26 protein-coding genes and 1 other annotated feature are annotated in these 25,627 nt (G+C 50.4%); all 26 genes read right to left on the reverse strand.

Annotation, left to right across the window (positions count from 1 at the left end; genetic code table 11):
• Positions 1–284: 284 nt before the first annotated feature.
• Positions 285–923: an HAD family hydrolase gene (locus ACEPSU_RS07795; RefSeq protein ID WP_395320974.1), complete on the reverse strand. Its 639-nt coding sequence runs from the start codon at positions 921–923 to the stop codon at positions 285–287.
• 30 nt (positions 924–953) lie between these two features.
• The gene (locus tag ACEPSU_RS07800) at positions 954–1,769 is read right to left on the reverse strand and encodes a Cof-type HAD-IIB family hydrolase (protein ID WP_395320975.1); all 816 of its coding nucleotides are present in this window, start codon (positions 1,767–1,769) and stop codon (positions 954–956) included.
• A gap of 137 nt (positions 1,770–1,906) precedes the next feature.
• Entirely contained in the window at positions 1,907–2,098 is a 192-nt protein-coding gene (gene rpmF / locus ACEPSU_RS07805) for a 50S ribosomal protein L32 (RefSeq protein WP_020090091.1), read from the reverse strand.
• Between the two features lie 67 nt (positions 2,099–2,165).
• A complete protein-coding gene (locus ACEPSU_RS07810) occupies positions 2,166–2,720 on the reverse strand; it encodes a DUF177 domain-containing protein (protein ID WP_020090092.1) in 555 nt (184 codons plus the stop codon).
• Between the two features lie 73 nt (positions 2,721–2,793).
• Positions 2,794–3,942, reverse strand: coding sequence for a nucleotidyltransferase (locus ACEPSU_RS07815; RefSeq protein WP_395320976.1), 1,149 nt, complete (start codon positions 3,940–3,942; stop codon positions 2,794–2,796).
• A gap of 2 nt (positions 3,943–3,944) precedes the next feature.
• Positions 3,945–4,688, reverse strand: coding sequence for a class I SAM-dependent DNA methyltransferase (locus tag ACEPSU_RS07820; protein ID WP_395320978.1), 744 nt, complete (start codon positions 4,686–4,688; stop codon positions 3,945–3,947).
• Positions 4,685–5,047 (reverse strand): ribosome silencing factor, encoded by a 363-nt coding sequence (gene rsfS / locus ACEPSU_RS07825; protein ID WP_395320980.1) that lies wholly within the window; start codon positions 5,045–5,047, stop codon positions 4,685–4,687. Before rsfS ends, ACEPSU_RS07820 begins: the two co-directional genes overlap by 4 nt.
• Positions 5,048–5,075: 28 nt before the next feature.
• On the reverse strand, positions 5,076–5,678 hold the full coding sequence (gene yqeK / locus ACEPSU_RS07830) for a bis(5'-nucleosyl)-tetraphosphatase (symmetrical) YqeK (RefSeq protein ID WP_020090096.1): 603 nt from the start codon (positions 5,676–5,678) through the stop codon (positions 5,076–5,078).
• Entirely contained in the window at positions 5,671–6,303 is a 633-nt protein-coding gene (locus tag ACEPSU_RS07835) for a nicotinate-nucleotide adenylyltransferase (RefSeq protein ID WP_020090097.1), read from the reverse strand. Before ACEPSU_RS07835 ends, yqeK begins: the two co-directional genes overlap by 8 nt.
• Before the next feature lie 14 nt (positions 6,304–6,317).
• Complete coding sequence (yhbY, locus tag ACEPSU_RS07840) at positions 6,318–6,641, reverse strand: ribosome assembly RNA-binding protein YhbY (RefSeq protein WP_033388970.1); 324 nt, start codon at positions 6,639–6,641, stop codon at positions 6,318–6,320.
• 4 nt (positions 6,642–6,645) lie between these two features.
• Complete coding sequence (gene yqeH / locus ACEPSU_RS07845; protein ID WP_395320982.1) at positions 6,646–7,788, reverse strand: ribosome biogenesis GTPase YqeH; 1,143 nt, start codon at positions 7,786–7,788, stop codon at positions 6,646–6,648.
• Positions 7,769–8,311, reverse strand: a complete 543-nt coding sequence (locus ACEPSU_RS07850; RefSeq protein WP_020090100.1) for a YqeG family HAD IIIA-type phosphatase — start codon at positions 8,309–8,311, stop codon at positions 7,769–7,771. Before ACEPSU_RS07850 ends, yqeH begins: the two co-directional genes overlap by 20 nt.
• Positions 8,312–8,859: 548 nt before the next feature.
• Entirely contained in the window at positions 8,860–9,219 is a 360-nt protein-coding gene (rplT, locus tag ACEPSU_RS07855) for a 50S ribosomal protein L20 (RefSeq protein WP_020090101.1), read from the reverse strand.
• Between the two features lie 78 nt (positions 9,220–9,297).
• Entirely contained in the window at positions 9,298–9,492 is a 195-nt protein-coding gene (rpmI, locus tag ACEPSU_RS07860; protein WP_020090102.1) for a 50S ribosomal protein L35, read from the reverse strand.
• A 54-nt stretch (positions 9,493–9,546) separates the two neighbouring features.
• Positions 9,547–10,068, reverse strand: a complete 522-nt coding sequence (gene infC, locus ACEPSU_RS07865) for a translation initiation factor IF-3 (protein WP_395323162.1) — start codon at positions 10,066–10,068, stop codon at positions 9,547–9,549.
• 35 nt (positions 10,069–10,103) lie between these two features.
• Positions 10,104–10,244 (reverse strand) — a sequence feature (ribosomal protein L20 leader region).
• Positions 10,245–10,683: 439 nt separating this feature from the next.
• The gene (locus tag ACEPSU_RS07870) at positions 10,684–12,162 is read right to left on the reverse strand and encodes an MDR family MFS transporter (RefSeq protein ID WP_395323335.1); all 1,479 of its coding nucleotides are present in this window, start codon (positions 12,160–12,162) and stop codon (positions 10,684–10,686) included.
• Positions 12,163–12,383: 221 nt separating this feature from the next.
• Positions 12,384–14,327, reverse strand: a complete 1,944-nt coding sequence (thrS, locus tag ACEPSU_RS07875; protein ID WP_395320985.1) for a threonine--tRNA ligase — start codon at positions 14,325–14,327, stop codon at positions 12,384–12,386.
• 745 nt (positions 14,328–15,072) lie between these two features.
• A complete protein-coding gene (gene dnaI, locus ACEPSU_RS07880; RefSeq protein ID WP_020090107.1) occupies positions 15,073–15,999 on the reverse strand; it encodes a primosomal protein DnaI in 927 nt (308 codons plus the stop codon).
• A 3-nt stretch (positions 16,000–16,002) separates the two neighbouring features.
• Positions 16,003–17,382, reverse strand: a complete 1,380-nt coding sequence (locus tag ACEPSU_RS07885; protein ID WP_395323339.1) for a replication initiation and membrane attachment family protein — start codon at positions 17,380–17,382, stop codon at positions 16,003–16,005.
• A gap of 3 nt (positions 17,383–17,385) precedes the next feature.
• Positions 17,386–17,886: a transcriptional regulator NrdR gene (nrdR, locus tag ACEPSU_RS07890; RefSeq protein ID WP_020090109.1), complete on the reverse strand. Its 501-nt coding sequence runs from the start codon at positions 17,884–17,886 to the stop codon at positions 17,386–17,388.
• 413 nt (positions 17,887–18,299) lie between these two features.
• The gene (gene coaE, locus ACEPSU_RS07895) at positions 18,300–18,935 is read right to left on the reverse strand and encodes a dephospho-CoA kinase (RefSeq protein WP_395320989.1); all 636 of its coding nucleotides are present in this window, start codon (positions 18,933–18,935) and stop codon (positions 18,300–18,302) included.
• The gene (gene mutM, locus ACEPSU_RS07900; protein ID WP_395320991.1) at positions 18,928–19,788 is read right to left on the reverse strand and encodes a bifunctional DNA-formamidopyrimidine glycosylase/DNA-(apurinic or apyrimidinic site) lyase; all 861 of its coding nucleotides are present in this window, start codon (positions 19,786–19,788) and stop codon (positions 18,928–18,930) included. The genes coaE and mutM overlap by 8 nt, the downstream gene beginning before the upstream one ends.
• 19 nt (positions 19,789–19,807) lie before the next feature.
• Positions 19,808–22,471 carry a DNA polymerase I gene (polA, locus tag ACEPSU_RS07905; protein WP_395361501.1) on the reverse strand — a complete coding sequence of 888 codons (2,664 nt, stop codon included), beginning with the start codon at positions 22,469–22,471 and terminating at the stop codon, positions 19,808–19,810.
• A 752-nt stretch (positions 22,472–23,223) separates the two neighbouring features.
• Positions 23,224–23,928 carry a Bax inhibitor-1 family protein gene (locus tag ACEPSU_RS07910; protein ID WP_395320993.1) on the reverse strand — a complete coding sequence of 235 codons (705 nt, stop codon included), beginning with the start codon at positions 23,926–23,928 and terminating at the stop codon, positions 23,224–23,226.
• 199 nt (positions 23,929–24,127) lie between these two features.
• On the reverse strand, positions 24,128–24,853 hold the full coding sequence (gene pnuC, locus ACEPSU_RS07915) for a nicotinamide riboside transporter PnuC (protein ID WP_020089714.1): 726 nt from the start codon (positions 24,851–24,853) through the stop codon (positions 24,128–24,130).
• 47 nt (positions 24,854–24,900) lie between these two features.
• Entirely contained in the window at positions 24,901–25,626 is a 726-nt protein-coding gene (locus tag ACEPSU_RS07920; protein ID WP_020089715.1) for a nucleoside phosphorylase, read from the reverse strand.
• Between the last annotated feature and the right edge of the window lies 1 nt (position 25,627).

A 25,627-nucleotide genomic window follows, 5' to 3' on the forward strand; every position in this document is an offset into this window, starting at 1 on the left:
GTACCAGTTTAGCCGCCTTATACGTAAAATCCTAGAGAAACTTGTAAGCTCGGTCAGAAATAACCGGCTAGCCGGTTAAAATTGACAGCCGCAATTATAAGCATCATTATATTTTAATCTTTGATGTTATTGGGCTGCGGTTTGATTAGCTAATATCTTGCCTATTAGAATTCAATTACAAGACTCCAAGTTACATCGATCAAGATCATTGACTCCTGCGCACCCCACCAAAAGCATGGTAATAAAAAAAGCGTTCAAGCCATTACAGCTTAAACGCCACCCTCTTACAAATTAAGTAATTCTGCCGGCGTATCCAAGAGATACGTCGGTTTTTCAGCTTTAACAGCCATCGGGTCAGCAGCGCCCCACATTGCCCCGGCCGTCGCGACACCCGCATTGTGACCCATTCGAATGTCATACTTGGCATCCCCGATCATCACGCTGTGGGCAGTATCCAAGTCAAATCGCCGCAGCAGGTTGATCACGCCATCCGGTGCCGGCTTGTAGTGTGCCACCATATCGGACCCACTGATGGCCGCAAACGATTGGCCCAGGCCAACCTGATTGAGGTTTCTCTGCAGAGGTACCGAGTTTTTACTGGAGACCACGTACAGACGTTTCCCCCGCTGATTGAGTTCAGCAATTGTGGCCGCCATCCCATCAAACAAGGTAATTCCGGTCGTCTCCGCACGTTGATACTGCTTGCGAAATTCGGTAAACAAGTCTTCCAGCGCGGCATCGTCCAGACTGACCGTCGCCATCTTCGCAAAAGACACCTCAATCGGCACCCCCATGTAGCCGACAATGGCCTCACGTGTGGGCATCGCCAATCCCTTTGCCGTGTATGCCCGCTGCGTCGCCAGCACGGCGACATTGCTAGAATCGGCTAACGTGTTGTCAAAATCAAAGAAAAAGTTGTCCATTACTACCCTCCGCTAGTTCTATGACCCTAACTACATCACCATCAATGCTGATTGAATCGTCGTTAATACACCATCGTGCTCATTATCCACACTAGTCACGCGGGTAGCCGTATCCTGAACGCTAACTGGGGCATTACACATGGCCCAACTTTGCTTGGCAAATTGCAGCAGTGGCACATCATTAGCACCATCGCCAAAAGCCATGATCTCGTCAGCGGTCACATGCCAGCGGTCAGCTAACCACTGCACAGCTGGCAACTTGCCAACATTGGCAGCAACCACGTCAACCACACCGTAACCACTGTCATGGGCCTGTAGCTTGCCATCGAAGTAAGCGTTCAGGTCAGCCACCAGCTTGGTTGCTTCCCCAGGTGCCGTGGAAATACTTATCTTTTTGATCCGATCTTCGACGGTACCCAAATCAGCGACCTGGTGGAGATTGTCGTAAAATTTCTCGGCGGCATCGATCAATACCTGCGGTGCCCCCGTTTCTGTGTAAGAGCCCTGTTGCCCCACCAGAATAACATAGGCGGACTTCAGAAAGTCCTGATGGCGATCAACGGTCACAAAGTGGTGTAAGTCTTCAGCACTCAGACTGCCGTCGAAGACCTGCTTTCCTTGTAAGTAGATGGAGGCCCCGTTCTCGGCTACAATGGCCAGATTATCAGCCATGACGTCGTGAAACAACTTTTCCAAATGAGTAAACTGGTTGCCAGAGGATAGCACCAGCCGAATTCCTCGTTGACCCAAAGCCTGCAGGGTCTCCCGGAACAGGGACTGGTTGAAAGTCTGGTCATTGTGCAGTAGCGTCCCGTTTAAGTCGGTCGCGATTAATTTAATTGCCAAAATTTCACTCCTCAAATTTACGTTAGTGTCGTTATTATACCTTTTTTCACTGACTCTGCGCAAAGCAAACCACCGTTGAATGCGCAAAAAAACTCCCAGAAGCCGCGGACTTCATGGGAGTTTCTTCCTAAATTAAATTAGTTGTTACTTGCAGTCTTCGTTGCAACGACCTGACGGCCATCGTAGAAACCGCAACTTGGGCAAACCATGTGTGACTTACGTAATTCACCACAGTTAGGGCAAGCAGTTAAATTAGGCGTGGTTAACTTGATGTGACCACGACGCATAGCTTTTTTCGTCTTAGACGTTTTCCGTGCTGGTACAGCCAAAGAAAACACCTCCTTCAAATAAAATTATATCCACTAGTGAAAAAATTTTTAAGGCTTACAAAGAGGATTATTGATCATCCTGATCAGGGAAGAAATCCTTTAACTTTGCAAGACGTGGATCAACTGATTGATTTTCCTTCTCAACTGCTTCAAGGTTCTCTTCGGAAACGACTTCCCAATCTTTACCAGTGGGCATCGCTTCGCCTTGTTGCTCAGCGTCAGAAAGAATGTGCATCGGAATCTGTAAAATAATGTTATCCCCGACGGCCTTGTCTAAATCAATCTGGTCATCGGTGACCACCATCACAACATCGGTCTTCTCAAACCGTTGCGTTGCGGTCGGGTCAGAAACATAAAATTCCGTCATTTTGAAACTAACAGGTAAATCGACCGGTGCTAATGACCGGCTTGACGGCACTGTTAAGTCCGCCGTTACCTGTGCGACAATCACAACGTCGCCACCTTCCACAACGGACGCTAAGCCCTTAGCGTGGACGGGACCGACATCTAACACATCGTTACCGTAACGTTCGATTAAGTCCGCCTTTAAATCCAAGGTTTCATCGAACATCAACGGATCGTTTCGGTGATTCTTTCGCAGTTCGGTCAACGACCATTTCATCGCAATTCCTCCAATGCAACGTGATAAATTATACCTGTCAAAAAATGTGATGTCAAGGTAATTTCCTTGATAGTCACTCTGAAAGCGTTATTTTTACCGGAATTCGGCCATAATCTTGGGGAATCCCCGTGATTAACGTCCGTAGCGCACCCAGCCGATCATCCAGTTCACCGGGACCGCGCTGCCAATCACGATCAGCCCGACTAATCAGTGGCAGGTTCACCCGCTTCTTGATCTGATGCAGGTACCGTTGCCCAGCTGCCGAATAACCCAGCACCCGCAGATACTGCGGCTGTGGGTCCATCTCGGCGGGCTTCATCTGCCCCAACAAGTAAGCCGACTGCCGTTGTAACCGCGTGTAAGTGTAACGCTTGGTCTTCACCGCGTGCATGAATTCCGCAAACGTGGCACTCGGTAGCGCGGCGCGTTTCAGTCGATACTCAACACCCTCGGTGATCTGGTACACTTGCCGCAAATCGGCCACGTCCCCACTCACCAACTGATATCGTAGATTGGGCCAGAAGTCTTCCCAACTGGTCAACTGCGCATCTTTCAGTATTGCGAGGGTCGTTGCCGGCACCACGGCCGCAACCGCGTCCCAGTCACCCGTGAGCGCCGCCGAACGAATCGACGTAGCACTGGCAAAAGCACTGGTCGCCGCAATCGTTTGATCATTATGCTGACTCCCCTTGCGCGCCAACGCTAACAATTCCAACGGATTCCCTTGCCGACGATTTGCCAGCGCATAGAAGAACCCTAGAATATCATTAGCGGCATTCAGGGTAATCCCCGTTTGCTCGCGTAGATAGCCTTGAAACAAGGACGCATAGGTCTGATCAAAACGTTTAAACGTGGCCGGGTCACTGGGCAAATGCGCCATCAATTGGTCATAGTCCATCTCGGGATGCTCACTGCCAAAGACCAGCCAGCGACAGTCCATGGCTGCCAACAGGCTAACCCCACCGCTCGCAAACAGATGTGCCGGTTGGACGGCACTTGCCGTGGGAAGTTCAACCACGAGATCCACGCCACCCGCAATGGCGGCCTGTGCGCGTTGCCACTTGTCCATGAGTGCGGGCTCTCCGCGCTGAACCCAGTTGCCGCTCATCGCCGCAACCACAACGTCGGCCCCAGTCATTTTTCTGGCTTGTGCCACCTGGTAGGCGTGGCCGTTATGAAATGGATTATATTCCGCAATGATGCCCACAGCTTGTAACGCCATGCCTACGCCTCCCGTGTTACCTCGAAGAACCAACGCGTGGTATCTGCCGCAACTTCGGCATTGCCAAAGTCAGCACTGACCCGTTGCACCGTTAACCCAGCGGCCTTCAACGCTGCCTGATAGTCAGGTAACGCATACGTCCGCTCATGGTGCAGTTCCGTAACCTTATGGTAGTCACCGGTCTCTTCATTTTGCGTGAAGAAGGTCAGATCATGCTCAGCCGCGTGTTCTTCGTCTTCGATGCCATAGCTGGTCCAGATAAAGGCCCGCGTGTCATCGACGTAATTATACATGTAGCCCGGATAAACGTCATCCGTTTGGTGTGGCGTAATCACATCAAACAAGAACTTACCGCCCACCGTTAAGTGGTCGTGGACCTGCCGGAAAGCCGCCGTAACAGCGTTCAGATCCGGTAAATAACAGAAGGAATCCGCAAAACAAGTCACCGTCTGGTATTCACCGATCATCGTCAGGTCGAGCATGTCACCCGCCATGAGTGGCATAGTCACGTCGGCCTCCTGAGCGTGCTTAGCGGCCAGCGCCAACATTTCCTCAGAGAGATCCAACCCACTAACTTGGTAGCCACGCTGGGCCAATAAGACCCCTAAGCGACCACTCCCACAGGCCAGGTCGAGTAACTCGCCGTCCGCGGGACTGACACGTTGGGCGACAAAATCCAGCCACTGGTCGTACATGGCTGGATCGAACAATTCGTCGTAAAGCTCAGCAAAGGACTGATAGATCATGCTTCAGCCTCTACCCACTCGGTCAAATCAACTTCAGGGGCATCGGACCACAGCTTTTCCAAGTTGTAGTGACTCCGTTGTTCCTTCTGGAAGACGTGGACGATCACGTCGCCTAAGTCGATCAAGATCCAGTTGGCACTGCTCTTACCCTCAACGTCCTTGATGGTAACGCCATTGGCACTAACTTGGTCTTCAACCTCGTCAACGATGGCTTGGACCTGCCGACTTGAGTTGGCGTCCACAATCAGGAAGTAGTCGGCCATCAGGCTGACCTTCCGCATATCTAAAGCGGTCATGTCTTCTGCCCGCTTGCTTTCTGCAGCCTTGACTGCAATTTCTAAGACTTGTTTGCTATCCATGCAATTGCTCCTCTCGAATTTTGGTGCTTTATTTCTGATACCGTGGTACCCAAGCATTGTAAGTTTCTAATGATTTGGGGTACACGGGCAAGCCGTTTTCGACCAAATACTGCAGGGTGTGTTGCGCCTGATAGGCCACACCAGCCCCGAGATCTTTAGCCGTAATCTTTCTAGCTTCATCGACGCCTGGAAAGTCCCGTGCAGGTTCCAGGTAGTCGGCCATGTAGACCACTTGTTCCAGTGGCGTCATATAGACGTCCCCGGTCGTGTGGTGTCGCACGGCATTTAAGATATCTTCATCGTAAATGTGTAGCTCACGCTTGATCAACTCCGCACCCACGAGGCCGTGCCAAATGGCATTGCCATAGTTGAGCAAATCGGCATCCAATTGATAAGCCTTGATTGCGGCAATGAAGTCGGCATCGGGCCGCTGCTTTGCGTAATCGTGAATCAAACCAGCAATGCTGGCCTTCTCCGCGTCAACGTCGTTCTTAGCAGCCAGTTCTAGAGCTGTTTGTTCAACCCGCAAGACGTGTTGGAATCGCTTTGGCCGTAATTGGTCTGAAATCCGGTCAATCAGCTCCTGCCGCGTGCCGGGAAAAATGTTTTCTTTATAAGTTAGCTCAGTCACGGTATAACAGATGCTCCTTTATATAGAGGTCCACCATGGTCGGTACCAAGTAACGGACCGACTGTCCCCGGCGGATTTGATCACGAATCATGGTTGAACTGATGCCAATGCTTGGCACGTCCACCCACAGTACGGGATACGGTGATTCACGAGTGAAGCCTTGGCGGCAGACACCCACGAACTGCACCATTTTAATCAGGTCATTGATGCGGTACCACTTCGGCAAATAAGCCACCATGTCACCACCAATGATAAAATAATACTGATTTTCCGGATGTTGCTGCGTCAGCTGTAACATCGTATCGTAAGAATAACTCTTCCCACCGCGTTGGACCTCGGTGAGCTCCAGATCGAACCGGGGATTATCCTTGATTGCCGCCTTGACCATTGCCACGCGGTCGGCAGCCGGAATCGCCAGCTTCTTATCAACGTGAGGCGGTTCAGCATCGGGCATAAATAAAACCTTATCAAGTCCCAATTGCGTGGCGACTTGATCGGCAATTACCAGGTGACCCAAATGTGGCGGATTAAACGTCCCCCCAAGAATACCAATTCGGCGTTTCTTAGCGGTTGCCGCCATCTGGGTAGCCACCTGCGTACTCGTTTGTTCTGAGATTTTTACCACGACTGCCAGACCTCCTACATATTTTCAACGACTGATGAAATTCTTTGGTTTTCTTCATTCGTTGCGGGACGGTAAAGAACCAGTACCCGACCGATCGTTTGAACGACTTGAATGTCCGTTCCCTGTTCGATAAAGTTCTTGGTTTCTTCAACCGTGGCTTCCGCACTCTGTTGGAGATTGATCTTGATTAATTCGCGATTTTCTAAGGCACCGGTCAATTGTTCCAACCAAGCCGACGTTAAGCCATTCTTACCCACAGAAAATAAGGGGTGCATGGCGTGTGCGTGAGCACGTAAATATCTCTTTTGTTTCCCTCGTAACACGTTGTTTTCCTCCATCTATCTAAATCATTGCGCGCCGGACCAATACGCCGACGCCTGCAGGTGCCCAACCGGTAACATTGACGCCGGCTGGAACGGTGATCCAACCTAGGCCTTCAAAGACCAGGTCGCTCTTCACAGTTGTTTTAAATTCATGTGGAACCAGTGGCGGAAAATCATCCTTGTTTTCAGGTTGTGGTGGCGTCAACAGTTGCCCCAATTGGCGCGTGTAGAAGTCATCCGCATTTTCCAGCTTAGTCCGATGAATATATAAGTTGTTTTCAAAGTAAGCAATGAAGCCACTCTTCGGCCCGTTGGTGTAGTCAAACCGCGCAATCCCACCAAAGAACAACGTCTGTTGATCGTTCAATTGGTAAGTCTTGGGTTTGATCTGCTTTTGTGGCGCCACAAGCTTGAGGTCCTTGCCATCCAAGAAGTGTGCCATCTGTTGGTTCTGAATGATCCCAGGGGTGTCGACCAAGACGTGGTTATCATCCAAAGGTAATTCAATCTTATCCAACGTCGTGCCAGGAAAACGGGACGTGGTAATCAGGTCCTTGACCCCGGTATTTTGCCGAATAATTTGGTTGATCAACGTGGACTTCCCAACGTTGGTCACCCCAACCACGTAAACGTCCCGATCGCCGCGGTACTTGTTGATCAATTCCAACAATTGGTCCACGGACTGGTTCGTCTTGGCACTCAACAAGGTCACGTCAATTGGCCGCAAGCCTTGTTCGTTGGCCCGTTGCCGAATCCAGTCTTTGAGCTTGCTGCGCTTCAAAGAGCTAGGCAAAAGATCTTCCTTGTTGCCGACCAGTAAGATTGGGTTCTCACCCACAAACCGGTGCAATCCAGGAATCACACTACCGTTGAAATCAAAGATGTCCACAACGTAGACAATCAGCGCGTTGGCGTCTTGAATTTGGGTCAATAAATTCAGAAAGTCGTCATCGGTCAAACCGACGGGCACAATTTCATTGTAGTGCCGCAAGCGGAAGCACCGTTGACAATAGACTTCCTCTTTTTCCATACCCTTTTCTAAAGCCGACTGGGGCGTGTAGCCCGGTGCCGTCTTGTCCGTTGTTTGAATCTCCGCTCCGCACCCAATACAGTGCAAAGCTTCACCGTCAACTAAAACGGGTTCAGTGTGTTTTTCGTTCATTAAGATCCTCCTGCCAAGTTAATTCTGGATAGTCATGCCGCAAACGCCACATGACGACCTTTTCCAATAAGCGGTTCCCCTTCGTGACCCAGGCGTCCGATGTCAAAATCGGCTTCACCAGGACACTTCGGACCCCACTACGATGTGCAGACCAAACATCCGTTAAGAGCTGATCACCCACCATAATGGCTTCCTCTCGCCGCAAATTCCAGCGGTGAAGTGCCCGGCGAATTCCCCAAGTCAGAGGTTTCAACGCCCGGTGTACATAAGGTAAGTTAAAAGGTGCAACGGCTCGGTCCACCCGCGCGCGGCTATTGTTGGACACCACAATGACCTGAATGCCGGCCATTTCTAACATCGTTAGCCAATGCCGTAATTCAGGTGTCCCATCAGGGTTGTTCCAAGCAATTAAGGTGTTATCCAGATCGGTCATCACGGCTTTAATCCCGTGAGCTCTTAACTGATCCGGTGTCAAATCGTATATATTTGTAACCATCCACGTTGGCTTGAATGCGGAAACCATGCGGGTGACTGCCCCCCTTCGTCCGTTTGCCGATATCGGCTGTCTAGCATTTCATTATACGCAATTTTCGCAAAATTTGCTACTCGTAACGACTGAGAATGCGAAACGTTTTTAACGGAAATTTTGCTGATTTTAAGAACGCCCGTGTGGCGCTTTAAGAATCACACAACGACTGATTGATTGTTGCTCGTACTGATTGTTGCTGACGACGTTCCGTGGTGCGGGGTTGTCGCCGGCGTAATCAGTTATGGTCGTTGGTGGTTTTTGGTGTTTTTGATTAGTAAGTGTCCCGGGAGAGAGCGGCTGCCCTTCGGTGGCTAGTCTCATGTAGAGAGTTAGACTTTCTCTCGCCATTATTTCCGGAAACTTGCAGCTTCTGAAACGAGTTCCGCAAGCCAGATTCCTGCGCTTAACCCCATTAAGCACCGGCTCGGTTCCACCGAGCGGGCACTTAATGACGTTAATGCTCAGAATCTAAGCGGCTTGCTCCACTCTCTAACAAAAAAGAACCCCGCAAAATGCGAAGTCCCTCTCTCTCATTAACTGAATTAAGCAGCCAATGCAGTCTTAGCTTGTTCAGCTAAGGCAGTGAATGCAGCAGCATCGTTAACTGCCAAATCAGCTAACATTTTACGGTTAACATCGATGTTGGCTAACTTCAAACCGTGCATCAACTTGCTGTAGCTCAGACCGTTCATCCGTGCTGCGGCGTTGATCCGGGCGATCCAGATCTTACGGAAGTTACGCTTAGTAGCTTTCCGGTCACGGAAGGCGTATTGACGACCCTTCATGACTTGGTCCTTAGCAACCTTAAATAAACGGTGCTTTGAACCACGGTAACCCTTAGCTAACTTTAAAACCTTCTTGCGACGTGCGCGTGTAACAGTACCGCCTTTAACTCGTGGCATAATCTTTTCCTCCTAAATCAATTCAAACATTATGTCGACATTTCGTCGACCCGAAAAATATGTGACCAGCTTACTGGATTACTTTTGCAGTAATTGACGGTAAGTGTTGATCGTCGTTTCGTTCATCATCCGGGTACCACGAAGGTTCCGGCGTTGCTTCTTGGTCTTACCGTGGAAACGGTGAGACGTGTAAGCATTGGCACTCTTGATACCGCCCTTAGCAGTTACTTTGAAACGCTTAGCTGCGGCGCGGTTAGTCTTCATCTTTGGCATAATACGAAATTTCCTCCTTAAATCGGCAGCTTGATGCTACCCAATCAATTCACACTATTTCTCTGCGATGGGCGAAAGCATTAAGAACATGCTCCGACCGTCCATCTTTGGCCGTTGTACAACTGTTGCGACGTCTGCCGTTTCAGCTACCATGCGATTAAGCACTTCGCGACCAATGTCTTTATGGGTAATTGCCCGACCCTTAAACCGGATTGAAACCCGAACTTTTTCACCCTTAGCCAAGAACTTTTTAGCATTCTTCAGCTTGGTGTTGAAGTCGTTGGTATCAATGGTAGGACTCAAGCGAACTTCCTTGACACTGACCACTTTTTGGTTCTTACGTGCTTCGCGTTGCTTCTTTTGCAACTCAAAACGGTACTTCCCATAGTCCATGATCCGGGCTACTGGTGGCTTAGCTTTCGGTGCAACCAGAACTAAATCGAGGTTTGCGTCTTCGGCGATCTGTAAAGCTTCACTCTTGGTCTTGATACCCAATTGTTCGCCGTCTCCAGCGATAAGCCGTACTTCACGTGCTCGAATTCCCTCGTTGACAATCGTGTCGTTTGCTATGGTAATCCACCTCCAAAATAATCTCGAGAACTGCAGAATCTCACTCACAAAAAATGCGGGAACCTTTGATGATAATCAAACGGCTCCCGCAAGAAATCCAACTAAAATAATCGGATTAACGTGCATATCCAGCCCAGCAGCGTAAGCCACAGGGCGAGAAGCGGAAGCCTCTGCTTAATTTCTCAACTTAACCATCATACCAGCTACCCGGTTTCATGTCAACGGTTGTTTGGTGAAAACTTGCTCTCAATCAGCATAACCGTTCTGCCGCCTCCGGCTTCCAGGAATTCCGCCTGCTGTGGGGACCGCCTACAGCCAAAGAGCGGGCTTCCGGCTCGACTTGAAGTTACGCAAAGTTCAGCGCATCTCCAAGCTCGTCCCGTGGTGTAGGTAGGCAAAATACACCTACCAACGCCACTATCACGGCTGGCTCCATCCCTGGCTTCCTGCGGCTACAAATACGTGACGAATTACGACTAGTTTTCCCAACCGAAACGAGTTCATACCACGCTTCCCATTGGCACGATACTAGCCGTCCACTCCAACCACAAATAAGAGTGATGTCATTAAACATGGATGTGAGCTTTTCCAACTTTGATTGGCCTCAGAAACGCAGGACAGCTAATCTGCTCCGTTACCCAATATCTCATCACTATGATCCAAACGATTGATAACAAACGTTAGAACCACAATCAGGAAGCCAATCAGATAGACCCAATGCAAACCATTGTACAACACCTGACGTAGTGCCGGCAATAGCCGTGTTGGTAGACCACTGGCCGTTTGGGGATTAATCAATCGATTCATCATCGCCATGCTGGTTCCCGGATGATGTTGTAGGCTCTGTTGCATCCCCGTGTTGAGGATAATACCGAAGATGGAAACCATTAGTGCCTGCCCAATTGTCCGACCGAGCGTGTTAAATGACGTTGCAACCCCGACATTTTCCGCCGAGACTAACCGTTGTGAGGTCAGGGTGGTGGCCGTCAGTGCGATCCCAAAACCAAACCCATTAATTGCTGTGATCACGAAGAACCAGCCAAACGGTGCCTTCATTGGCAACAGGGCCAAAGCAAGCCCCGCCACTAGAATGAATGAGAGACTGAAGTAGAGGATTCGCCGCGGCGTCCATCTTGCTAGGAAGTAACCGGTGGCAAATGCCCCCACCACCCACAGTAAGGAGTTTGGTGTCAGCGCTAGTCCAGCCACTGAGGCCGAAACGCCATGAATTCCTTGTCCCCAGGTTGGCACGTAGACGGTCAACGCCATCAAATAGCCATTGATCAGTGTCGCAATTGCATTTTGAACAATGAACGGCCGGTTCTTGAAGAGTTCCAGTGAGATGATCGGATCTACCGCTCGCTGTTCACGCCGGATAAATAGCCACAGGCTCAGGCCACTGATGACCAGCCCGACGACGAATCCCCACCATCTGATGGGTTGACTACTAAGCACCTGAAAACTCAACATCAGACTAAGTAGACACAGCATCAGCCAAAAGCTTCCGAGGTAGTCGATGCTCTCCGTCCGCAATCGCTTGGGCTCGTGTAAATATAATTGGAATAATACCATGGTAATTAACCCAACCGGAACGTTGATGAAGAAGATCCAATGCCAGCTTAGCTTATCGATAATGATGCCACCCAACAGAGGTGCCAATACGGCGGCAATCCCCCAGGCGGAGTTGGTGATACCAAGAATCTTCGCCCGTTTTTCCAGTGAATAAATATCGGCAATGATCGTCATCGAGACTGGTAGCAGCGCACCCGCACCAATCCCCTGAATCGCCCGCCAGAAGATCAGCACCGGCATGCTATTCGCCAGGCCACTCATGGCGGACCCGACGATAAAAACAGCCAAGCCAAATTGCATGACTGGCTTACGCCCAATCACATCGGCTAACTTGCCGTAAATCGGTGTCACCATCGCTGTTGCCAGCAGATAGATTGAAAACACCCAGTTCATTAACGCCACGCCATGCAGGTTCCCCACAATTGTAGGTAGCGCCGTCGACACGATAGTTCCCTCAATCGCGCTCACAAACGTTGCCACGTAAATGGCAATCGTCACGGCAAGCACATTGGTTTTGGGTTGTGACATATCCCAAACATCCCCCTCTCGAATCCGAAGAGCAATTCAACTTCTTCTATATTAACTAGTTATTTATGTGGCCTAAAGCCCCACGTATCGGGCCAGCCTACTTAACACGCTACCACTTTTCACCCTGTATCGCTAGACTAAAAAACGGGGCCACCATTTCTGGTGACCCCGTTCCTTCTATTCTCTGGTTATGCGCCAGAAACTTATTTTAAAAGTACCTGTTAGTTTTCTTCACGACTGTATGAAGCAATGTCACTCAGAATTTCCTTGACGAAGGCGTCACTGCTCATGGAGTTACTGTCGTCTTCCCCGTACTTCCGGACAGAGACAGTCCCATTAGCCATTTCGTCTTCACCAACGACCAACGTGTATGGAATCTTGTGCGTTTGGGCGTCCCGAATCAGGTAGCCCATCTTTTCACCACGCTTGTCGACGTTAACCCGAACATCAGCAGCCTTTAATTCAGCAACTAACTTGTCAGCGTAAGCACCATGCTTTTCTTCGGAAACAGGAATGATGGTAACTTGCTTAGGTGCCAACCAAGTTGGGAAAGCACCCTTGTAGATTTCAGTCAGGTAAGCGGTGAACCGTTCCATCGTTGAAACCAAGCCACGGTGAATCATAACTGGGCGGTGTTCTTCACCATCGGCACCGACGTAGTGTAAGTCGAAGCGTTCTGGCAACATGAAGTCCAATTGGATAGTTGAGAGCGTTTCTTCGTTCCCAAGGGCCGTCTTGGTTTGGACGTCCAACTTAGGACCGTAGAAGGCTGCTTCCCCTTCGGCTTCAACGTAAGGCAAGCCAAGGTCATCCATGGCACCCTTCAACATCTTCTGTGCGTTGTTCCACATTTCATCGTCATCAAAGTACTTTTCAGTGTTCTTAGGATCACGGTAGCTTAACCGGAACGTGTAGTCCTTGATATCAAAGTCTTTGTAAACTTTAACCATCAAGTCCAGGATGCTCTTGAATTCGTCTTGGATTTGTTCTGGGGCAACGAACGTGTGACCATCGTTCAAGGTCATTTCACGAACCCGTTGCAAACCACTCAGGGCACCGGACTTTTCGTAACGGTGCATCATCCCTAATTCGGCGATCCGTAATGGCAATTCACGGTAAGAACGGATGTGGTGGTTGTAGATTTGAATATGGCTAGGGCAGTTCATTGGCCGTAATTCAAGTTGTTCGCCATCACCCATGTCCATTGGTGGGAACATGTCTTCACGGTAGTGTGCCCAGTGACCGGATTGCTTGTACAGATCCAGGTTAGCTAAGACTGGCGTGTAAACGTGTTGGTAACCGTTGGCAACTTCCTTGTCGATGATGTAACGTTCGATCGTACGACGGATGGTAGCACCATTTGGCATCCAGTATGGTAAGCCGGCACCAACCTTAGGATCAACGAAGAACAAGTCCAGTTGGTTCCCGATAACCCGGTGGTCACGTTCACGAGCTTCTTGGCGCTTAGCTAAGTCAGCGTCTAAGTCAGCTTGCTTGTAGAAGGCCGTCCCGTAGATCCGTTGGAGCATTGGATTTGAGGACTTGCCTTGCCAGTAAGCACCAGCAACGGAGAGTAACTTGAACTTCTTCACGTCACCCGTGTTAGCTAATTGGGCACCGTCACTTAAGATCTCGTGGTCGCCAATCTTCAAGAAGTTAACTTGGTCGCCATCAACGGCTTTGATCAAGTCAGTCGTGTAAGGATCGTCCTTGGCCTTAGCCAAAGCGTCATCCTTGCTAACGGCGATGCGTTCGATAGCAGCCTTGTCGGCAATCAGCTTTTCAACGATTACGGCAATGGCGTCTAATTCATCAACACTGACTTGTTGGTCATCCTTGTCGGTATCCACGTAGAAGCCATCTTCGTCGGCACTAACTTCGCCCAAACGAATAGCTGGGAATTCCTTCTTCAAGGCGATCCGTACCAAGGCAGCCGTAGTGTTCCGGAGAACAGTCAGACCATCTTCATCGCTCTTCGTGACGATTTCGATGCTACCGTCATGTGCGATTGGGGTCAAGTTGTCGATCAACTCGCCGTCCAACTTAGCAGCGACAGCCTTTTTGCCTAAACTAATTGAAATTGACTTAGCAACGTCTTCTGGCGTGGTACCAGCAGCGAATTCTTTAACGTTGCCATCTGGAAATTTAAGTGAAATACTTGCCATAATTTTCAATCTCCCTTATTGATTTTGGGTCAAACTACGAAAAAATCCCCAGTGCCAAAGAAGGCACTGGGGACGTCATTAACGTGGTTCCACCCGATATTTTTCACGAGACTGATCCCGTGAACTCTAATCGTCGATAACGGAACGGACCGGCCAGAAATTTCCTTCCGACAGCTTAGGAAAGCGGTAATGCTAGCGGGCGCTAAGTCGGCTTCCAAGCTAGGCCAACTCTTCCTGTGAACGTCGCCGCGAGCACCATGTCTTTCGTCATAGCTCGTGTGGTTTCATTGACTATTAAACACTTGCGACTAAATATTGTCAAGCGGTGTTGGCAAAAAAATATCGGTCAACGATCTGTCTGAGGTTGACCGCGCCTCCGGGATGGTGAAAATGAACCGTGACGCTGTGGGCGGACGGCTAAAGCCATAGCGCGGTCTTTAGCCTTATCCCTAAGCCTCTAAGGAACGAGTCTCAGGGACACCAATTCACTAACCGGCATAAGCCTTCGCCGGCAAGTGAATTCCCACGGCTGGGCCGATTTGCACCACCCTCACAGCTAACATAGTTTGAGCCGCCATTTTTTACCAAGCTAGCGTGACCGATAAAATAATCGCCATATTCAGTCAATAAAGCCTCAAATAAATCAGCAATAATAAAACCGTCCACAAAAGTTAGTCCCACGTAGACGGTTCGTTTTATCTTCAAATTTCCCAGTCTTTCTGGGGGTCAAACCCATTCCAACGCCCTACTGCGGCCGCCGGTTGACGCCGACCATCGTGATTTCTCTGGCGAGGAAGCGAATCCGTTGCATCAGCCGTTGGGCCTTTAGCGGTTCGTCATCCCCTCGTGTTGAGATGCGCAGGTGTTCCTTTTCCAATTGGGCCATGGAGAAATTGGAGCTGAAGAACGTTGGGAGTTCCTCTTGCATCCGATATTCCAGGATAACCCCCAATACATCGTCTCTGACCCAGGCCGACATGGCGTCTGCCCCGATGTCATCGATCATCAGGACCGGTGACTTCTTCAAGGCATCGAGTTTTTCAGCCACACCGTTCTGGGCAATTGCATTCTTCATTTCAACCGCGAAGCTTGGGAAATGAACCAGCGTGGTGGAGAACCCATCCGTTGCCAGTTGGTTGGCCACTGCCGCGAGTAAATAGGTCTTCCCAACACCAAAACTACCAGCCAAATAGAGGGCTTGGTGCCGCCGTTTCGGATTGGCCTCGTAAGCATCCACGAAGTCCAAAGCGGCCATCAAGGCTTCGGCCCGGTCGGTATCCTGGTCAAAGTTTGCCAGCGTTGCCTCACGAATGCTCTTCGGCATGGCGATTGACTTCACCCGCTGGCGAAGCTGCTGTTGTGCCTGCTTTTCCAGCGTATCCGCCGTCGGGACGTAGGCCACGTCAATCAGGTGATTGGACACAATCAGCTGAGGCGCATACCCGGTGGCAAAGGTCTCGCCACCCTTGGCTAACTTTTCCCGTTCCGAAACGAATTCATAGAGTTTCGCCGCCGAACGGGTCATGACGTCCTCGGCCAGTTCGGCTTTATTTTCCTGGTAAAACTGATTGACCTCGGGATCGTCGTAAACTTTAGCCATCAACTGACGGTAATTGTCATTCAAATGTTGCTGACTCATGAGCTTTTGCATGGTCTTGCTTAAATCTTCCATCTGCTAATCCTCCTTCCCCTTGCTACGCGCTTCTAGTCGCGCAATGCGTTGCTGTAATTGTTTCTGCTGCTCGTCAGTAAGCTTTGCGGTCGTTGGTGCCTGAGCTGCGCCACTCGGCTTCTTCGCCCAGTCTGGCAACGTCTCCTTGACCGTCGACTGCTGACGTCGAGAACGACGAGGCTTGCTCAGCGCTTGCTGCCGCTCCCTGATTTTTTGAATCGCCAGTTCCGGCGTACTAACCTTAGACTTGCTCCAATCGTTAGCAATCGTATCTAATAAATTTTTATTCAACGTTGGCTTGTTCTCGTCCACTAAAACGTGATAGATCATCAGATTCAGGACAGACTCGGGGAACAGTTGTCGACTTACCAAGTCCCGAACAATTCGCTGTTCGCCATCCGTTACGAAACCACCGGTACTCTGCTTGATCCCCTGCAGAAACTTCACCGGAGCTGATGCACTGGCGACCTTGATCAAGGCCTGCTCGGCGCTGGAAGCACCCTTGGCTGTAGAAGCGGCGGCTGACGGCATACTTGCTGCCGAACTAGCCGGTGCGCTCACTGCCTCGCCGCGATGCTGATACCCGAAGGCCTGGGCCACAATGCGCTTGAACTGTTCCGGATTGAAAATGTTGGTTGCCAAGTCCGTAGCCTCGCCAATGTAGCGAGCCATGGTCGGTTCATCCAAGCCATAGGTCGCGTGCTCCGTCAGCAATAACTGACGGTACTTACCGACGGCGCGAGTGTCCACGAAGGATCGCTCTAACAGTTCTCCTAACAGCTTAAAGTCAAATTGAACCTTATCCGCGGACAAGTCCGGCGCGCTACTAGTCGTCGTTAGATTCTGCCGATTACTCGTCACCACTTCGGGGATATCACGCAACTCATCACCATCCACATGAAAGACGTCCAGAAAGTTCTTCGTAATATTTTGTTCTTCGTCACTGGACCTTGCCGTCACAGTGTTCGCCGTAACCAACGCTTGGTACAGGTCCTCACCCACGACGCCCAGCAACTGAACACTCAACAGGTCATCCTTAAAGAAGTCCTGCGGCGCAAGCGGTGCATGTAACTCGTAGACGAAACTAGAGAGATCGCCCTCCGTTTTTACCCGCGTCGTCAGGAGACCCGTTGCCTCTAACCGTAACCGCGCCGCGTACAGGTGAGCTAGGTCTAAACCCAACTCCGCTAGTAAAATAGCGTGGCGCTTATAGGTCTCGCGTTGTGGGAGCCAAAAAAGGGCCGAGAAGAGCCCCGTGGCACTCGGTCCAATGATCGGTTGGTAGAGCTGCGTTAAGGTTTGCCAACTTTGGTCGGTCAACCGATCCGCCAACCGAACCAAAAAGCCCGTCTTTGGCTGCAATTGGTGCCAGGAATCCTCCATGCCTTATTTCGCCTCGCTTTGCCGGTCTGTCCGGTCCTTAGCTTTTGCTTTATCTTTATCCATCATGTCTTTTAATTCGTTGAAGAAGACCCCAGTATCCTTGAACTGCCGGTAAACACTGGCAAAGCGAATATAGGCGATCTCATCAACGTCGACCAACCGGTTCATCACGTATTCCCCAATCAATTGACTGGAGATTTCGTTGACACCGAGTGCCCGAATCTTATTTTCAACTTCATCAACGATCTTCGTCATGACGTCCATCCCCACCGGCCGTTTTTCAGCCGAGCGAATGATGCCCCGTAAGATCTTTTCGCGATTGAACTCCTCACGCGTGCCGTTCTTTTTAATTACCAACAGCGGTGTCGCTTCAACCCGCTCAAACGTCGTGAACCGAAAGCCACAGCTCTCACACTCACGACGCCGGCGGATGACACGTCCATCGTCGGTCGGTCGACTATCGACGACCCGCGATCCATTATGATGACAGTGCGGACACTGCATTTTGGTCACCTCATTTTTTCATTGGTTACTTGATTATCTAACGCTTTACGTTGATTTAAATTGTCGCCTTCGGCTGCCAGGGATTCCGCCTGCTGTGGGGACCAGTAAAAGCCTGAGAAACGGTCTTTTACCTCGTCTTGAAACCTCGCCAAGTAACGGCGAGTTTCCAAGCACGTCCCATGATGTAACCCCGGGAAAAACCAAACGCCCGGGCTAACATCATCGACACGGCTGGCTGCATCCCTGGCCTCCTGCGGCTAAGCTAGTTTTTACCACTATCGTTCAGACTCTCCTGATCATCACTGAAACCATCCGTGACCAGTGGCCGCAAACGATGTTACTAAACGACTTATCGCTTGTACGTTAACGAACAACTTTGCCGTCCTAAATCCACACAACCAACATTCCGCCACTTAATCTAGCTCTTCAGCCAAGACTGCTGCCGATGAGCCTAAATTAGTGGTGTCAAGCCATTCTACCACTTGTTGGCGCGTTTGGGCAATCGTTCCCGCGTTATCGATGACCACATCGGCCAACGCGACCTTCTTGGCGATGGGCCACTGCTGGTCCATTCTAGCCTGGGCCGCGGCTTCACTTAGGCCATTGCGAGCCATCAACCGCTGTCGTTGGATTGTCGCCGAGGTCGCCACCACCATCACGTGATCGACCAGATCGACCAGGTAACCAACTTCATAGAAGGTCGGTGCATCAATGACGATACCCGTCACGTTCTGAGTGCGGTACAGCGCCAATTGACGTTGAATTTCCGCCTGAATCAGCGGGGTCGTAATCGCTTCTAAGCGATGTAGCTCTTCTGGTCGGCTAAAAACTAACTGCCCCAACTTTTTACGGTCAAGACTGCCGTCACCTTGACGAAAATCTTCGCCAAAAGTGGCACAAATCTGCTGGAGTCCCAGTGTTCCTGGCGCCACCACTTGGCGGGCAATGACATCGGCGTCGATAATCTTCAGACCAGCCAGACCTAGCCAGTGGCTGACCGTCGACTTACCCGTAGCGATGCCGCCAGTTAAGCCCCACACCTCAGTCATCTTTGATTTCCTCTAATGCCTCTGGTGGGTAAGGCTGGCAGTGGGGGCAGAAATGCGTGCCTCGCTGGGCAACCTTGATCTTCACAATCTCGGTACCACAGCGCTCGCAGGGTTCCCCCTCGTGGCCGTAAACGTGCAAGTGATTTTGGAAGTTGCCCGTCTCGCCAAACGCCGTCGAAAACGTATGCACCGTGGTCCCGTGACCCTTAATGGCCATGGCAATCTCGGCAATAATATTTTGACGTAGCGTGGCCAACTGATCCTTAGTCAACATATCGGCTGGCGTCAGCGGATTGATCTTAGACAGCCAGAGAACCTCATCTACATAGATGTTACCAAGTCCGGCAATCCGCGATTGATCCAGCAGAAATGGTTTGACCACCTTATGTGACTTGCCAAACACCTGTTGCATATAGGCCAAGGTCAAGGTGTCTGCAGTAGGCTCTGGTCCTAACTTGCCCAACGACGGCAGCTCGACGTCTTCCGTCCCCGTCTCGACCAGGCGCATTCGGCCAAATTTACGGGTATCGTTGTAGCGCAACTCACGATTGTCGGTCAAATGAAAAATAACGTGTGTGTGTGTGGGAATCGGACTTCCCTCCGGCTGCACATCATACTTACCTTCCATCCGCAGGTGCGACACCATCGTGAGGTTACCGCTGAACCGAAAGAGTAAGTACTTCCCGCGCCGATCGATCTTTTCAATTTTGCGTCCAATCAGATCAGCCGTAAAGATCTCGGCGTCGGGCCGGACCATCTTCGCGTAATAGACGTCCACGTGATTGATTGTGGCCCCTTGTACTAAGCGGGTCAGCCCACGTCGGACCGTTTCAACTTCTGGTAATTCAGGCATACTGCTCTCTCCTTTACGACTACTTGGCGTCGTACCAAGTTGGGCCGTAGTGGCTTTCGACCTTCAATGGAATCTCAAGGTCGATGGCGGAATCCATGACGCTTGGTACTAATTTAGCTAGCGTGGCGATCTCTTCGGCAGGAGCCTCAAAGATCAACTCATCGTGAACCTGCAGTAACATCGTGGCCTGCATGTCCTTGACGGCATCTTCCATGCAAATCATTGCAATCTTAATAATATCTGCGGCACTCCCCTGGATCGGCGTGTTCATCGCTGTCCGTTCGGCGAAGGACCGTTGGTTAAAGTTCCGCGAATTAATATCTGGTAAATACCGGCGACGGTGGGCAATCGTTTCAACGTAACCCAACTCATGAGCTTGTTGAACCATCCGCTCCGTATAGGCCTTAACACCGGGATATTCCTCGAAGTAGGTATCGATAAAGTTCTTCGCCTGCTTGCGCGAAATACCGATATTTTGGGACAATCCAAAATCACTGATACCGTAGACAATTCCGAAGTTAACAGCCTTGGCCTGCCGCCGAATATTTGGCGTGACCTCAGCATCCGGTGCCATCTTGAAGATTCGCCGAGCCGTAGCCGCGTGAATATCTTGCCCTTCCTTGAAGGCTTCCTGCATGTTGGCATCGTGGCTCATGTGGGCGAGCACCCGCAATTCGATTTGTGAGTAGTCAGACGAGAAGATCTGCCACCCCTCATGCCGAGGGACAAAGGCCTTGCGAATTGCCCGGCCTTCTTCGCTTCGAACGGGGATGTTTTGCAGGTTAGGATCAACCGAAGACAACCGCCCCGTCTGCGTCAACGTCTGCAAGTAGCGAGTGTGAACCTTCTGATCCTCGGGATGAATGACCTTTAAGAGACCTTCCACGTAAGTCGATTGAATCTTAGCAATCTTCCGGTAGCGCAGAATGTTCTCCGCAATCGGCGCGTCGGCTGCCAATTTTTCCAGCACACCGACCGCCGTGGAATAGCCGGTCTTGGTCTTTTTGATAACGGGCAAGCCCATCTTTTCAAAGAGAATGTGCCCCAGCTGCTTGGGGGAACCAATGTTAAACTCTTCGCCAGCTTCCTGATAAATCGTCTGTTCGATTTCAGCCAATTGTTCAGTGAATTTACTGCCCATAGCTTCCAGCTCACTCGCATCCACGGTAATTCCGGCAATTTCCATCCGGGCAAGGACGAAACTCATTGGCAGTTCAATCTCACGATAAAGCTGCGTCTGCTCGTTTTCATCTAAGCCTTCAAATAACTTCGGCCGCAGCTGTTCAATGGCGCGCGCTTTCCGTGCTAAATGCTTGAAGAACACTTCGTCATCGTCAGGAATAGCGCGCTTAGCACCCTTGCCATAGACGTCTTCATCGGTTGCAACCTGGTCATAGCCATGTTCCATGGCCACCCGACCTAAGTCGTTACTGTTGTCATAAGTATTCAGTAAGTACGAGCACAACAACAGGTCACAGTCGACACCGGCTAGCATGAGGCCTAAGCGATTCAAGCCCACGTAGGTCCGCTTGGCGTCAAAGACTTGCTTCGCCACATCAGCGGACGTCAGAATGTCTTTCAGCGGTGCCTGTTGTAAGAGGCTGACATCACGACTGACCCACCATTGGTCATCGTCACCGATGGCAAACCCGGCGAACTCGGACGTGTGGTAATTTTCATCCGGCATTTCCAGATAGAACTCACAGCCGTCAGCGGAAAAATCTGGCAAGGCTGCGACATTTTCAGCCGTCAGTACCGTATAGTCAATGTCCTTGAGGCCCGGCGTTGCAGTTGGCGTGTCGCCTTCAAAGTCCATTTTGCTTAAGAATGTCCGGAAATTCATCCGTTGGTAGAAAGCAATCAGATCGTCGCGGTTCGGCCCATCGTAGACCAAGTCGTCAACCTTCTTTTCAACCGGCGCATCCCGGTTGATGGTTGCTAATTTTTTCGCCAATAACGCCTGATCGTGATCCGCCACCAGATGTTCCTTAAGCTTCTTAGCCGTAATGTCATCGATATTTTCGTAAATTCCTTCGACGCTCCCGTACTTACCGACTAAGTCGACGGCACGCTTAGGCCCCACTCCGGTCACACCAGGATAGTTATCGGAGTTATCGCCTTGAAGCCCCTTGATGTCAATGATCTGTTCGGGAGTCACGCCCATCTTTTCCTTAACATAGGCCGGGGTATAGCGCTCAATCTCGCTGACCCCTTTCTTGGAAATGGCAACCGTGGTGTGGTCATTGGCCAGCTGCGTCAAGTCCCGATCACCAGTCACAATGGTCGTCGTAAAGCCATCTGCTTCGGCCTGTTTGGCCAACGTCCCAATAATGTCATCGGCTTCGTAGTTGGGGAGCTCGTAAGTCTGAATGCCCCGCGCAGCCAAGAGTTCCTTAACGTAAGGAAATTGTTCGGAAAGTTCAGGCGCAGTCTTGGCCCGGCCACCCTTATAGTTGTCATACATCTTCGTCCGAAATGTCACCTTGCCGGCATCAAACGCCACCAAGACGTGTGTCGGGTCCACATTCTTTAACATGGTTTCCAGCATCGTGTTGAACCCGTAAATGGCGTTGGTGTGCAGCCCTTCACTGTTGGTGAAACGCCCCAACGACGTGTATAACGCGTAAAAGGCCTTGAAGGTCACACTGTTGCCGTCGATCAATAATAATCGTTTGTCCGCCATAATTCGCTCCTCCCGAGTGGCGCTATTGTTGACCACTCGCGTATTCTGCTTACATTTTACCAAAGATAGCTTAAAATCCGAAATGAAAAACTGCTTTATGGCCGAATAATGCTAAAAGATTGGGTGAGGAAGGTATACTCGCCTGCGGCTGCCAGGATTCCGTCTGCTGTGAGGACCGGTCAAAGCCACAAAACGGTCTTTGACCTCGTCTCGAAGCCACGAAGACCACGCGTCTCCGAAACGTCCAGTCCTGTAGGTTGGCACAAACCGCCAGCCAACATGACTTTCACGGCCGGCTCCATCCTGGCCTCCTCCGGCTTACATTGGTTTTTCACCCAGTGTTCTATCGTCATTCAAAACTAGTTATGTTGTCTGTCCGCAGTTTTTTCATGTTCAAATTCCACGCTAAATACCAGCTCATCATCGGTAATCCACTGTAAATCAGAAATGCTCAGTTTGACTTCTTTGGTTCAGTTTAATAACCCACGTTTTTTTGCTTGTATAATACATTAAGCTGTCATATAAGTGTTTAAATCAATCGTAATTTCAGCCGATCATTCGTCTAAAATCCTTCAATAAGACTGACCCTATCTACCCAAACTGCCTTAAGCGCCGCCAAACAAGGCTTTCACACTACCATCCCCAAATCTCCCAAAAATCACCGTCACATCTCAATCACAAATTGCGAGATACAAAAAGCGAAGCACCAGCAATATCCAGTGCTTCGCTTTTCACTTTTTGCCTACTGACGATTAGTCTCTGCCGCCGAATAAGCCGAAGATTTGTAACAGTTGTAAGAATAAGTTGACGAAATCCAAGTAGAGTTGCAGTGCCCCGTTGACAGCAAGACCCGTCGTTGAGACTTGGTCGCCGTACTTGAGGTACATCTTCTTCATCCGTTGGGTGTCCCAGGCGGTCAAAGCCGCGAAGATGATCACTGCGACGAAAGAGAAGATCATGGCAATCAGTGAACTCCGTAAGAAGATGTTGATCAGCATGGCCACAATCAACCCAATCAAGGCTGCTGAGGCTTGCGTTCCAATCTTGGTCAAGTCACGCTTGGTCGTTACCCCAATCGTTGCCATCGTCAGAAAGACGGCGGCACTGGAGACAAACGCACCAGCAATCGATGTATTGTTGTACATCAACGTGTAGATGGAAAAGACCGCACCCGTGACGACCGCGTAGGCCATGAGGCCCACAAAGGCCACCGTTGGGCGTTTCATAGATTGTCCGCTAATCACGAATGGTAAGATGAACCACACGATGATTGGCAAGATCACCATTCCACCGTTGAGGTTTTGTAAGGCACCGCTGAACTGGGTTGCCATGAGAAAAGCCGTCACAGCAGATACCAGCACAGACAAGCCCATCCACCCGAACATCTTAGTCATGAAACCATTAAGTCCGACCTCGGTATTAATCGTTTGACGGGGTTGCTGTTCATAGTTGTTCATTGAAACGCTCCTTTTTTATCAAAACTTTCCCAGCTGAGTGCCACCCAATTGCGGCACAACTTCTAGGTTTATTAGAATACATTTTATCAAATCCACCCCCAAATACAAGTAATCTGTCGCGCACAAACCCAGCAAAAAAGGGAACGACCCGCGCCGTTCCCCCATAGACTCTTAATTATTAAATTTATATTGCGAACAATTATTTACCGGCGCCACCTTCATTATCGGCCTCACCTCTCGCCCAAACGCGGTTGGCGTAAATCGAGTTGAACAGCAGGGCCGCTTGGAGGGCAACTTGAGACAGGTTCGCCCCTAGGCTCCCAATGCTCGTGGCCCCAATCAGGATCTGAACCGTCAGAATCCCCCAGTATAAAACGTTGGCGATGTTGACGACGATCCACAGTGACCAGTTTTCCTTGTATTTCAGAATGTAGAGCAACTGCGCAATGATGCTGACCACGAAGTTGACGGAGTCAAAGTATGGCAGCTGACCATTCAAAGCGGCCAGAACGACCCAGCCAATGGCCCACGCCACGAAGGCACCGATGAAGATCCAACGCCGCGTGTTCTTCTTGAAAGAATGCGTGGCTTCGTCGTGACCCCACATGTACCAGCCGATGGGTTGAGAAATAACATAAATAATATCCATAGCAAAGGACCCATAGGCGTGGCTAATCCAAGCAACGTAGGTCATGGCCAGACACTGGATCAGACCGAAGATAAACGAAATCTTTCGGCCCTTCATCCCATAGACCAGACACAGAACCCCGCCGACCCCGGAAATCATCCCGATGAAGCTATCTGGAACAATCGCGTAAACGACCATTTGGAGCAGAATCAAAATTGTCACGTAGATGACTTCGAACTTTTTCCAATTCGTGAAGAGCTGATTAAACCACCAGCCGTGTTGTTTGGCATTATCCATCATACATTCCCCTTTTCACTTGTTCTATGTGGTTTGACACGTGTTACTTATAGTGAATCGTCACTTAAGATATTTAACGCCAACTTGATCGAATCCGTCTCGCCTTGGGCCATCAGGTCGTCCCCGTTCGTTAAGTCACTGACCCCCGCAGCTAAATCACCCTCATACAGAACCACGTTATTTAGGATCGACAACGTCTCCAACCCCCGTTGCCGCCCGATTACCATCATAGCACCGGATTCCATATCTGCCCCTAATATACCCTTAGATGACCAAAAGGCCTCGTTTTGTGCATTATCATCCATGTAGAAGCCGTCGTGAGAGCGAATAATGCCGTAGAAAGCTTCGGGCGCGTAGTAGTGCGCCAAAGCCATCAGCCGGAATGATGGTACGGCGGGATAAATGTTAGGCACGTATTTGCCAGTCAGCCCGTCATCACGGACGACCCCTTCACCAATGATCAGCTTCCCGAGGTCAATGCCGGCTTGCATGGCCCCAGCAGACCCCACACGGATAACCTTCTTCACACCCACGTTGTTGAGTTCTTCAATGGCGATTCCGGTCGATGGTGCTCCGATCCCGGTGGACATCACTAGAATGCGTTTGCCCTGATAGGTTCCGAGAATCGACTTGTACTCACGGTTGAAGGCCCAGTCCTCGACATCGTCCAGGAACTTCTTGGAACGCTCGACTCTGGCGGGATCCCCCATAATGATGGCACTATCCGTATTGATGGTTGGCAATAATTGCGTATGTGGTTCTGGTTCAGTCATG

It is taken from the genome of Levilactobacillus parabrevis, assembly GCF_044051715.1.
In the GTDB taxonomy this organism is placed as follows: domain Bacteria; phylum Bacillota; class Bacilli; order Lactobacillales; family Lactobacillaceae; genus Levilactobacillus; species Levilactobacillus parabrevis.